The following is a 12,339-nucleotide window of genomic DNA, read 5'->3' on the forward strand; positions in this document are numbered from 1 at the left end:
AGTTATTCTTATGCCGTTAGCAATGGCCTTGGCTTTTTCACCATTAAAAAAATGGCCAATGAAGCTAAACCACAAATTGCCAAGCCAACAAAAAGTGGCAGTACTTTATCATCAACAAAGTTTCCTATAAAAGATGCTATGGGCACGGATATCACTGTGGACACAAAACCATTTATGGCTGCTCCTATTCCAGCAATATGACCTATGGGCTCCATGGCTATGGAACGGAAGTTCCCCCACATAAAACCCAAACAGAAAAACTGTAGGAACAGAAACGCTACTAAAATAAAAATGTTTGGATTTGCCGAGCTCCAAAATAATACGACAAACAAAATGGCGACTATACAAAATGCAATGAGTGCCATAAACGATAGCTTGCGCATTCCAAAACGAATTACGAGCGTACCATTCGAAAACGTAGAAAGACCAATGGATACAGAAAGTCCTGCAAATATGTAAGGGAAAGTATCTTTTAAACCGTACATATCCTCAAAAATATGTTGGGAAGCACTCAGATACACCAGAAAAGCTCCTGTAATTAACCCCGAAACAAAAGTAAACGCCACTGTTTCGCGATAGCGTAAAAACTCTTTGAGACCATCGGTAAACATATGGGAAGTTATTGGAATCTTATATTCTGGATGTAGGGTTTCGGGCTGACGCTTCCAAAACCAGATACCCACAATGAACGTAAACACCAATTGCATATAAAAAATCGCCTGCCAATTAAATGCATCCAAAATCACCTTGCCTATAGCGGGGGCAACAATGGGAACCAAAATAAAAAATGCCGTTACAAAGGACATAACCCTTGCCATATAATCCCCTTTATACGTATCACGAATAATAGCGATTGCAATAGTCCTGGCAGTAGACAAACCTATTCCTTGCAATATTCTACCAAAAACCATCCATTCCAGATTTGGAGCTGCTATACAAATAAAACTTGCGACACCGAACACCAACATTCCCAGATACACAACAGGTTTTCTTCCGTAGCAATCAGAAAGCGGGCCAAAAAACAACTGCCCGACACCCAGTCCCAAAAAAATCATGGTGATGAGCATTTGGTTGTCCGTAGGGTCTGTACTATTGATTGCTTCACCGATATTTGGAATTGCAGGTAGTAAGGCATCTATGGATAAAGCTACAATGGACATTAATGCAGCCATTAAAGCAATAAATTCAAAATTGGGTTTTTGGGTATCTTTTTGCATGCTGCAAAACTAGGTATACCCTAATAAGTGAGAAGTATTTCTAGAAAGTATTTTGCATTATTTTACTACTGGACAGGATTATTTTGAATGGACGGAAATTGAATCGTTCAAATTGATTATGTTCATATCATATTTGCCATATTGACTATTCGGTAATGCGAGCTAAAAAATTTACTTTACATATTTTTCCCTCAGATAACTTTTTACCGTTACGGGGTATCGAGTGAACATTCCCAAATTTTAATCTTCAAATGATTGACCAAAAACACATCTTTAATACTGTAGAATTTTCTTTGAAATCATTGGGGTGTTTTATGGATAGAAATACTTTTCAGACTATAAAAACTATCCAAAATAATAGCGACTTTTCCTAAATAAACTATACAATTTTTATCCTTAACCTCTAACTTGATGAAGTACTCTGGGGGCTAAGTCGAAAACAATCAATACCGCTTTGCTCCAAGAGCCAAAAAAAACTAGATTTCAGTTTTGACTCTTGAATCCTGATTCCTGATTCCTGATTTCTGATTCCTGATTCCTGATTCCTGATTCCTGATTCTTGATTCTTGATTCTTGATTCTTGATTCTCTGAAGGTTACAAAGGTATATTTCCGTGTTTCTTTTTTGGTGTCTGTACTTCTTTTTTCTCAAGCATGGCAAAGGCCTTTAACAATTTACGCCTTGTATTTTCAGGAAGAATTACTTCATCTATAAATCCACGCTGTGCCGCACGGTATGGATTAGCAAATTTTTCAGCGTATTCCGCCTCTTTTTCGGTTAATTTCTGCAAAGGGTCTTCTGCCGCCGCAATTTCCCTCCTAAAAATAATCTCACTTGCTCCTTTGGCACCCATTACAGCGATTTCCGCATTGGGCCAAGCAAAATTGAAATCTGCCCCAATATGTTTAGAATTCATTACATCATAAGCACCACCGTATGCCTTTCTGGTAATTACTGTGACCCTTGGCACGGTAGCTTCGCTTAAAGCATATAACAATTTAGCACCGTGCACAATAATACCGTCCCATTCTTGGTCTGTACCGGGTAAAAAACCAGGTACATCAACCAACACTAGCAAAGGAATGTTGAAAGCATCACAAAAACGCGTGAAACGAGCTGCTTTCCTTGAACTCTTGACGCCAAGTACACCAGCTAAGAACATGGGCTGATTGGCGATAATTCCTATACTTCTACCCCCTAATCGCGCAAAGCCGACAATAATATTTTCAGCATAGTCTTTATGGATTTCGTAAAACGAGTCAGCATCAATGATTCCACCGATGACATCGTGCATGTCATAAGGCTTATTTGGATTATCAGGGACAATGCCCGAAAGCTGCTCCCTAATTTCATCATCCAATTGGTATGGTATTAATCTTGGAGCTTCTGAATTATTTTGTGGCAAATACTCCAATAGCTTCCTAATATCGTCCAGACAGGTTGCATCATTGGAGGATGTTTTGTGCGCAACTCCTGATTTTGTGGAATGAGCACTGGCTCCCCCCAATTCTTCTGATGTCACCTCTTCGTTCGTTACCGTTTTTACTACGTTGGGTCCAGTAACGAACATATAACTTGTTTCTTCTACCATAATGATGAAGTCAGTCATAGCAGGAGAATATACTGCGCCACCGGCACAAGGACCCATAACTGCGGATATTTGGGGAACTACTCCAGATGCTTGAACATTTCTATAAAAAATATCGGCATATCCACCTAGCGATTTTACGCCTTCTTGAATTCGAGCGCCGCCAGAGTCATTCAATCCTATGATTGGAGCCCCCACTTTCATGGCCAGATCCATCACTTTACAAATTTTTTCTGCATGTGTTTCTGATAATGCCCCGCCAAAAACGGTAAAATCCTGTGCATATACATAAACCAATCTTCCATTTATGGTTCCATAACCGGTCACCACCCCATCTCCATAATAAACTTCTTTGTCCATACCAAAATCTGTGGTACGATGGGTCACCAAAATCCCCATTTCCTCAAAAGAACCTTCATCCAAAAGATAATTGATACGTTCCCGTGCCGTTAATTTTTTCTTTTGATGTTGTTTTTCAATCCGTTTTTCACCACCGCCCAAATGGGCCTGCGCTATTTTATCCTTTAATATCTTTTGCTTGGAATCCATACAAATCAGTTTGTTGGTAATTTTACTATTTTTCGATCTTCAAGATATTGATGCAAAGCGATCATTGCCGCCATTTCCGCCTCGTCGGTATTCTTTTGTTTAAGAATCTCAGGGGAATAATAATTCTTTACGAAATGCGTATCAAAATTTCCAGACCTGAATGCTTCATGCTCAAAAACAAATGTACCGAAGGGCAATGTGGTCTGTACTCCTTTTATTTTATAATCTTGAATAGCATCCAAAATTAATTCAATGGCTTCTTCACGGGTTTTACCATAAGTAATCAATTTTGAAAGCATAGGATCGTAATAGATAGGAATGTCCATACCTTCTTCAAAGCCATTATCTACTCGAATACCTTCTCCCTTGGGCAATTTGTAAACTTCCAAATTGCCAACGCTGGGCAAGAAATCATTTAAGGGGTCCTCAGCGTACACCCGTAGTTCCATGGCATGTCCTGTTATTTTCAAATCTTTTTGTTTTAAGGGCAGTTCCTCACCCCTAGCAACCTTAATCTGTAGTTCAACCAAGTCAACGCCAGAAATCAATTCAGTTACCGGATGTTCCACCTGTAAACGGGTATTCATTTCCAAGAAATAGAAATTGAGGTCAGCATCCATTAAAAACTCGACGGTTCCCGCTCCTACGTAATCACAAGCTTCTGCAACCTTTGTTGCCGCAATCCCCATTTCATTTCTTAATTCTGGGGTCAAAATGGAGGACGGGGCTTCTTCCACTACCTTTTGATGTCGCCTTTGAATACTACATTCACGTTCAAAAAAGTGAAGCACATTGCCATGGGTATCTGCCATTACCTGTATTTCGATATGCCTTGGTGAGGTCACGTATTTTTCAACAAAAACGGAACCATCGCCAAAAGCAGAAGTGGCTTCACTAATGGCCCGTTTCATTTGGGACTCCAAATCTTTTTCTTTTTCAACGACGCGCATACCTTTTCCACCACCTCCAGCTGAAGCTTTTATCAAAACTGGATATCCAATTTCGTTTGCAATTTTCTTCGCTTTTCCAACATCGGTAATAGCCTCATCAATACCGGGCACCATAGGAATATTGTAAGCTTTTACAGCTTCTTTGGCTGCAAGCTTGCTTCCCATTACCCGTATTGCCTTGGATTTTGGACCAATAAAAGTGAGTCCGTTTTTTTCGACCGCTTCGGCAAAATCCGCATTCTCGCTCAAAAATCCATATCCGGGATGAATTCCATCAACATTTAGTTTTAATGCGACTTCAATAATCTTGTCTCCCAGCAAATATGATTTGTTGGATGGTGCTTCGCCTATGCACACCGCTTCATCAGCAAACCTTACATGAGGGGCATTTCTGTCGATTTCAGAAAATACGGCAACGGTACGTATTCCCATTTTTTTTGCGGTCTTCATTACTCTGACCGCTATTTCACCACGATTGGCAATCAATATTTTTTTCATACTTGATTTATTCAAATTCGATAAGTAGTTGTTTTTTCTCGACAGCCTCGCCCTGCTTTACAGAAATCTTTTTAATGATTCCGTCCCTAGGAGAAGTGATACTATTTTCCATTTTCATGGCTTCCAAAATCAATAGTGGGTCATCCTCTTTGACATCTTGGCCCTCTTCAACAACTATATCTAAAATCAAGCCTGGCATTGGCGCGGCTATTGAATCAATGTTCTTAGAGCCGTTTGTGGCAAAACCCATTTTTTTTATGAGTTGGTTCAGTGGCGTACTAATCAAAACCTTGTATTCATCACCATTGACCTTGATGGTATAGGATTTACTGTAAAAATCTGCACTTAGAATCTGCACATGGTAAGAGACCCCTCCCTTTAGCATATGAAATTTACCCTTGTCAGTTTTAAGTATGTCCAAAGAAGAAATATCACTTTCTGAAATCTGAAAATCAAAATCTTCATTGACATTTAATACATATGAATTCTCCATAAAATTTTTGCCTTAGGTTGTCTATATAAATATAAGATTAAAGCATTGATCTTATGCAAAACTACTTCTATAAACTTTTAAGGATTATGACAATAATCATCGATTAGTTTGTTAATATCCATTAATTATGCAACAATATTGGCAAACTAAAAATCTTATCAATTGCTTACTTTTGAGATTCAAATTATCGTTATGCTGATTTTAGGAATTGCGGGCGGCACGGGTTGTGGAAAAACTACAGTTGTCAATCAAATTGTGAATGAACTTCCAGAGAATGAAGTAGGTGTTATTTCTCAAGATTCATATTATAACGACCTTTCACACATGAGTAAGGAAGAACGGGGAAAGGTAAATTTTGACCATCCTAATTCCATTGATTTCGACTTATTGATTTCACATCTTGAACAATTAAGACAGGGCAAGTCAATAAACAAGCCAATATACTCATTTGTAGAGGAAACACGATTGGAAGAAACTGTTTTGACCCCACCAAGAAAAGTAATGATCGTTGAGGGAATCTTGGTTCTGAGCAATCCCAGGTTGAGAGATATGTTCGATATCAAAATCTACGTTCATGCAGATTCTGATGAACGTTTGATACGAAGGTTGCAAAGGGATATTCGTGAACGTGGCCATGATTTGGACAAGGTGTTGACAAGATACCAAACTGCGGTAAAGCCCATGCACCAACAATTTATAGAGCCCTCCAAAGAATTTGCGGATATCATAATCCCGAACAATCACTATAATACTGTCGCAGTTGATATGGTGAGAACCATTATAAACGATAGATTAAGTTAGGGAATGGGATTTAAAGAATTAAAGCAAAAAAAGTGGTTTAAGGTCATGACAAACATGTACGTTTTGGTATTGACAATTTTTGTGATCTGGATGGCTTTTTTTGATACCAATTCGATGATGATTCATCTAGAATTGCGAAACGAGGTAAAGAAATTAGAGAAACAGAAAGAATTTTTAGAAGATGAAATCAATAAGGACAAGGAAATCCTTAAAAAACTTTCGAATAAAAGCGAATTGGAAAAGTTTGCCCGGGAAAAATATTATATGAAGAAAAAAAATGAAGAGATTTTCTTGATCGAATATGAAGATAGCGTAAAGACAAAAAAGAATGAGTAAGCCAAATTTGTTTGATGAATTTCAAAGTGTTTCCGCCAAGCAATGGAAGCAAAAAATACAGTTTGATCTAAAGGGCGCAGATTATAACGAAACCTTGCTTTGGGAATCTCTGGAAGGCATCAATGTAAAACCTTTCTACCATGCCGAAGACCTAAAAGGTTTAAAGGTTTTTCAATTCCCTAAAGATCACGATTGGAACATTGCACAGTCTATTTATGTTGAAGATTCCAAAACAGCAAATACCAAGGCCCTAGACTGTTTAAAAAAAGGTGTTGACAGTATACTTTTTGTTATACCGAACAAGGATATCGATTTTGAAGGTTTACTTTCAAAAATTAATTTGGAACAAACACCAGTGCACTTTAGCTTTCAATTTTTGGACGTTGCTCCCATCAAGGAAATATTGAAACTTGTACAGGGTATAAAAGCAAAGCTTAGCTTTACTATTGACATCATAGGCAACTTGGCCAAAACAGGTAATTGGTACCACAAATTAGAAAAAGATCACGCTCTATTAGAGGAAATTTACACGCTGTCTTGCGATAAAAATAAATTCAGCATAATTGGCGTGGATATCTTACACTATCAAAATGCTGGGGCCAATATGGTGCAACAATTGGCCTATGGTCTGGCACATGCCAACGAATACCTCAATTATCTTACAGACGGTTTATCCGGGAAAAAATCATTTCCTATAACCTTTAAAGTTTCGGTTAGCGGCAACTATTTCTTTGAAATAGCCAAATTGAGAGCATTGCGATGGCTTTGGAAAAGTTTGGCAACAGCATACGGATTGGAAAATGATTGCCAAATTATTGCCAAGCCTTCAATCCGTAACAAAACATTATACGATTACAATGTTAATATGCTCCGTACAACGTCAGAATGTATGTCGGCAATACTTGGAGGAGCTGATACAATCATAAATTTACCCTACGATGCCGTATATCATAAGACAAACGAATTCGCGGAACGTATCGCACGCAATCAATTGCTTTTATTAAAGGAAGAAAGCTATTTTGACAACGCTTCAAAAATGGCAGAGGGAGCCTACTACATTGAATCCTTGACCCAACAATTGGCACAAAAAGCATTGGAACTCTTTAAACAGATTGAAAGTTCAGGTGGTTTCTTAAAAGAACTGAAAAAAGGAAACATCCAAAGAAAGATTAAGGAAAGTGCCGAAAAAGAACAGCAACTTTTCAATTCTACGGCACTAACGTTAGTGGGTACCAATAAATATCAAAATTTGGAAGACCGTATGAAAGGTGATTTGGAACGTCACCCTTTTGTTAAAACCAAACCTAGAAAAACAATCATAGAACCCATTATCGCTAAACGCCTGGCAGAAATGTTGGAACAAAAAAGATTGGATGATGAGTAGAAAGAACCTTCAGAATATACTATTATCAGAAACAGCAGGAAAAAGTCCAGAGAAGACCCCGATAAGTTTTGCGGCGGGCATTCCTCCATTTCTCCGCGGTCCTTACTCTACTATGTACGTGCGGCGACCTTGGACCATACGGCAATATGCAGGATTTTCAACGGCAGAGGAAAGCAATGCATTTTATCGCAGAAATCTTGAGGCGGGGCAAAAAGGTCTTTCTGTGGCATTTGATCTACCCACGCACAGAGGTTATGACAGTGATAACGAACGGGTAGTTGGCGATGTAGGTAAAGCTGGAGTGGCCATTGATTCTGTCGAGGACATGAAAGTCCTTTTTGATGGAATCCCCTTGGATAAAATGTCAGTTTCCATGACCATGAACGGGGCCGTACTGCCCATTATGGCATTTTATATTGTTGCGGCGCAGGAACAAGGCGTTTCCATGGAACAACTTTCAGGTACCATACAAAACGATATCTTAAAAGAATTTATGGTGCGGAATACCTACATCTATCCCCCCGCTCCATCCATGCAACTGGTCGCCGATATTTTTGAGTTTACCAGTAAACATATGCCCAAGTTCAACAGCATTAGCATATCTGGGTACCATATGCACGAAGCTGGCGCTCCTGCTCCACTAGAGTTGGCATATACGCTTGCAGATGGCATAGAGTACATTAGGACTGGATTAAAGACCGGTCTTAAAATTGATGATTTTGCACCACGCCTTTCTTTTTTCTGGGGAATTGGCATGAATCACTTTACAGAAATTGCCAAAATGAGGGCGGGTAGAATGCTTTGGACCAAATTGGTGAAAGAGTTTGAACCAAAAAACGAGAAGTCTTTGATGCTACGCACCCATAGCCAGACCAGCGGTTGGAGCCTAACGGAACAAGATCCGTTCAACAATGTTGCTCGTACCACTATTGAAGCAATGGCAGCCGTATTCGGTGGAACACAGAGCTTGCACACCAATGCACTGGACGAAGCCATAGCGCTACCAACGGACTTTTCTGCACGAATTGCCCGAAATACACAAATTTATCTGCAACAGGAAACCTATATTACCAGAACCGTAGATCCTTGGGCAGGTAGCCATAAACTAGAAAAATTGACTGTCCAAATTGCAGAAAATACTTGGGAACTTATACAAGAAGTAGAAGAGCTTGGAGGAATGACCAAAGCCATAGAAGCTGGAATACCAAAAATGCGCATCGAAGAGGCAGCAGCAAAAAAACAGGCTCGGATAGATAGCGGACAAGATACCATTGTGGGCGTAAACAAGTATCGCTTGGAAGATGAAGATGACCTTCAAATCCTGGAAGTCGATAACGATAAAGTTCGTAAACAGCAGATAGCACAATTGCAGCAGATTAAATCTACCAGGGATGAAAATGCCGTTCAAAAAGCGTTGGACCAAATTACTTTTGCCTCAAAGAAAGCGATGGAAAACAATTCCGAGCGTAAAAATTTACTAGCTTTAGCTGTAGAGGCGGCAAAACTCCGTGCAACATTGGGCGAAATCAGTGATGCGATGGAAAGTGCATTTGGGCGCTATAGAGCAAAAATTCAATCATTTACGGGAGTGTATTCCAAGGAAATCAAAAACGATGAAAGCTTTGAAAAAGCCAGAAAGATGGCAGATGATTTCGCTTTGGAAGAAGGTCGGAGGCCAAGAATCATGGTTGCAAAAATGGGGCAGGATGGCCACGACCGTGGCGCCAAAGTAGTGGCGACTGGGTATGCCGACCTTGGTTTCGATGTAGATATTGGACCTCTCTTCCAAACACCTTCCGAAGTTGCAAAACAAGCCGTTGAGAACGATGTTCATGTACTGGGAATATCTTCATTGGCCGGGGGGCACAAAACATTGGTCCCCGAGGTTGTTAAATCGCTAAAAGAACATGGAAGGGAAGACATTATGGTCATTGTGGGGGGAGTTATTCCAAAACAAGATTACGAGCATCTATTTAAGCATGGTGCCGTAGCCGTATTTGGCCCTGGTACAAAAATCAGTGCTGCCGCAATTGAAATTTTAAATATATTAATGGACTGAAAGGCCATAAAATTATCAAAATTAAAACTTTAACCTTCTTTAACGCACTATGTTAAGGTTATTCATATTCTGTTAACAAAATACATTTTATAGCATCTTAAATAATCGTATTTTAGCCTCTAACTTACTATTAAAATGGGCAAGATTATTGCTATAGCAAATCAGAAGGGTGGCGTAGGTAAAACTACCACTACTGTAAACCTTGCTGCTTCTCTTGGTGTGTTGGAAAAGAAAGTGCTGCTCATAGATGCAGATCCACAGGCCAATGCCACATCCGGTTTAGGAGTAGATGTAGATGGTATTGAGAAAGGTTCCTATCAACTATTGGAACATACCATGGGCGTGGATGAAGTAATCATACCCACAGATTCTCCTAATGTTGACCTTATTCCTGCGCACATAGATTTAGTTGCCATCGAAATTGAGTTGGTAGATAAGGACAATAGGGAGTACATGTTGAAGGAAGCGCTGAAAGGCTTGGGAGATAGATATGATTTTATATTGATAGACTGTGCACCTTCTTTGGGATTGCTGACACTAAACGCACTTACCGCGGCCGATTCGGTGATGATTCCAATACAGTGTGAATATTTTGCACTTGAAGGTCTGGGAAAACTGCTCAATACCGTTAAAAGCGTTCAGAAAATACACAACAATGACCTGGATATCGAAGGGATGCTCTTGACCATGTACGATTCTAGACTGCGACTTTCCAATCAAGTTGTGGAAGAAGTCAAAAAACATTTTGCGGACATGGTCTTCGATACCATCATTCAGAGAAATGTTAGGCTAAGTGAGGCTCCCAGCTATGGTGAAAGTATTATTAAGTATGATGCCAGTAGCAAGGGTGCAAGCAATTATCTGAACTTGGCCAATGAATTATTGAAGAAAAACAAGGAAAAAGTTTAAATGGCGAAAGCAACTAAAAAACAGGCTTTGGGAAGGGGCCTGTCCGCACTGTTGAAAGATCCTGAAAATGATATTCAATCGGTTTCAGATAAAAATGCGGATAAAGTAATCGGTAATGTTGTTGAACTGGATATTGATGCAATTGAAGTAAATCCTTTTCAACCACGTACCAATTTCAATGACGAAGCACTTAAAGAACTGGCGATATCGATTCGGGAACTCGGCATTATCCAACCTATAACTGTTAGAAAACTCGATTTCAATAAATTTCAGTTGGTTTCTGGAGAAAGAAGATTTCGTGCATCTAAATTGGTAGGGCTAAAAACAATCCCATCATACATACGTATTGCCAATGATCAGGAATCATTGGAAATGGCCTTAGTGGAAAACATTCAAAGGCAGGATTTAGATCCGATTGAAATTGCGCTTTCTTACCAGCGTCTAATCGATGAAATTGAAGTAACCCAAGAAAAACTAAGCGATCGCGTTGGTAAAAAGCGTTCTACAATCACGAACTATCTTCGTCTTCTTAGATTGGACCCCATTATTCAAACAGGAATGCGGGACGGTTTTGTAAGCATGGGCCATGGTCGTGCCTTAATCAATATCGAGGAAACAAAAGACCAAATCAGTATTTATGAAAAAATAGTTGCCGACAGTCTATCCGTAAGGGAAACGGAAGCTCTGGTAAAAGCGTACAGAGAAGCTAAAAACCATGACGGAACTAAGAAAATAAATAAGCTTACCAAAGATGTTCCAAATTACGTTTCCAAAGGAATGGATGCACTAAAAGAACATCTTTCCGCTAAAGTAGCTATTACAGCTTCCCAAAATGGTAAGGGTAAAATAGTCATTCCATTTCATTCCAAAGAAGAATTTCAACGTTTAAGAAAATTATTGACAGGTGAATAAGTACCTATTTTTTCTGGTCTTTTCTACAGTATTCTTTCAACTTGCTTTTTCACAAGAAGATGAAACCCTGCCCCACCCTACTGAAATTGATTCGCTTGCCCAAGATTTGGAAGGTAATGGGATCATTATACAAGAAGTTACTTATGAAAAAAAAGCGATCAATCCCCTAGCTCCCAGTAAAGCTGCTTTTTACTCAGCTATTTTTCCAGGCTTGGGACAGATTTATAACAAACGGTATTGGAAAGTACCCATTGTTATAGGGGCAATTGGAACAGGCATCTATGTTTATTCCTTTAATAATACCGAGTATAACCGAGCACGTGATGCCTTTAAAAGAAGACGGGCAGGTTTTACGGATGATGAATTCTATGATTTAAACAATGATAATGCTGTTGGTGCGGAACCCGACATCTCTGATGAAGCATTGCAAGATGCGCAAGAAAGCAGCCAGCGTGACAGAGATCTTTCATTGTTGGTTACCATTGCGCTGTATGTGCTCAATATTGTGGACGCTAATGTAGATGCACATCTTAAACAATTTAACGTAGATGAAAATCTTAGTCTGGACTTTAAGCCTTTTTTAGATGTAGACCCGTTAAGCAACAGACCAAACTATGGATTGGCTTTGGTCGTAAAATTTTAA

At 39.3% G+C, this 12,339-nt stretch carries 11 protein-coding genes; 7 read left to right on the forward strand and 4 right to left on the reverse strand.

Going from position 1 to position 12,339, the window contains the following annotated elements:
- Positions 1 to 8 precede the first annotated feature (8 nt).
- From HME9304_RS01415 to HME9304_RS01430, 4 genes are all read right to left on the reverse strand, one after another.
- The gene (locus tag HME9304_RS01415) at positions 9 to 1,217 is read right to left on the reverse strand and encodes a multidrug effflux MFS transporter (RefSeq protein ID WP_112376893.1); all 1,209 of its coding nucleotides are present in this window, start codon (positions 1,215 to 1,217) and stop codon (positions 9 to 11) included.
- A 595-nt stretch (positions 1,218 to 1,812) separates the two neighbouring features.
- The gene (locus HME9304_RS01420; protein ID WP_112376894.1) at positions 1,813 to 3,354 is read right to left on the reverse strand and encodes an acyl-CoA carboxylase subunit beta; all 1,542 of its coding nucleotides are present in this window, start codon (positions 3,352 to 3,354) and stop codon (positions 1,813 to 1,815) included.
- 5 nt (positions 3,355 to 3,359) lie between these two features.
- Complete coding sequence (accC, locus tag HME9304_RS01425; protein ID WP_112376895.1) at positions 3,360 to 4,802, reverse strand: acetyl-CoA carboxylase biotin carboxylase subunit; 1,443 nt, start codon at positions 4,800 to 4,802, stop codon at positions 3,360 to 3,362.
- A 7-nt stretch (positions 4,803 to 4,809) separates the two neighbouring features.
- The gene (locus HME9304_RS01430) at positions 4,810 to 5,295 is read right to left on the reverse strand and encodes an acyl-CoA carboxylase biotin carboxyl carrier protein subunit (protein WP_112376896.1); all 486 of its coding nucleotides are present in this window, start codon (positions 5,293 to 5,295) and stop codon (positions 4,810 to 4,812) included.
- A 192-nt stretch (positions 5,296 to 5,487) separates the two neighbouring features.
- Here HME9304_RS01430 and udk point away from each other — a divergent pair, with 192 nt between their 5' ends.
- The 7 genes from udk to HME9304_RS01465 all read left to right on the forward strand — a co-directional run bounded on the left by udk (position 5,488) and on the right by HME9304_RS01465 (position 12,339).
- Positions 5,488 to 6,096: a uridine kinase gene (gene udk / locus HME9304_RS01435; protein WP_112376897.1), complete on the forward strand. Its 609-nt coding sequence runs from the start codon at positions 5,488 to 5,490 to the stop codon at positions 6,094 to 6,096.
- 3 nt (positions 6,097 to 6,099) lie between these two features.
- Positions 6,100 to 6,432: an FtsB family cell division protein gene (locus tag HME9304_RS01440; protein WP_112376898.1), complete on the forward strand. Its 333-nt coding sequence runs from the start codon at positions 6,100 to 6,102 to the stop codon at positions 6,430 to 6,432.
- On the forward strand, positions 6,425 to 7,816 hold the full coding sequence (locus HME9304_RS01445; RefSeq protein ID WP_112376899.1) for a methylmalonyl-CoA mutase subunit beta: 1,392 nt from the start codon (positions 6,425 to 6,427) through the stop codon (positions 7,814 to 7,816). The genes HME9304_RS01440 and HME9304_RS01445 overlap by 8 nt, the downstream gene beginning before the upstream one ends.
- The gene (gene scpA, locus HME9304_RS01450; RefSeq protein WP_112376900.1) at positions 7,809 to 9,875 is read left to right on the forward strand and encodes a methylmalonyl-CoA mutase; all 2,067 of its coding nucleotides are present in this window, start codon (positions 7,809 to 7,811) and stop codon (positions 9,873 to 9,875) included. Before HME9304_RS01445 ends, scpA begins: the two co-directional genes overlap by 8 nt.
- 135 nt (positions 9,876 to 10,010) lie before the next feature.
- Positions 10,011 to 10,784, forward strand: a complete 774-nt coding sequence (locus tag HME9304_RS01455; protein WP_112376901.1) for a ParA family protein — start codon at positions 10,011 to 10,013, stop codon at positions 10,782 to 10,784.
- Positions 10,785 to 11,696: a ParB/RepB/Spo0J family partition protein gene (locus HME9304_RS01460; RefSeq protein WP_112376902.1), complete on the forward strand. Its 912-nt coding sequence runs from the start codon at positions 10,785 to 10,787 to the stop codon at positions 11,694 to 11,696. It begins immediately after the preceding gene.
- Complete coding sequence (locus HME9304_RS01465; protein WP_112376903.1) at positions 11,689 to 12,339, forward strand: DUF5683 domain-containing protein; 651 nt, start codon at positions 11,689 to 11,691, stop codon at positions 12,337 to 12,339. Before HME9304_RS01460 ends, HME9304_RS01465 begins: the two co-directional genes overlap by 8 nt.

The organism is Flagellimonas maritima (assembly GCF_003269425.1).
GTDB lineage: Bacteria > Bacteroidota > Bacteroidia > Flavobacteriales > Flavobacteriaceae > Flagellimonas > Flagellimonas maritima.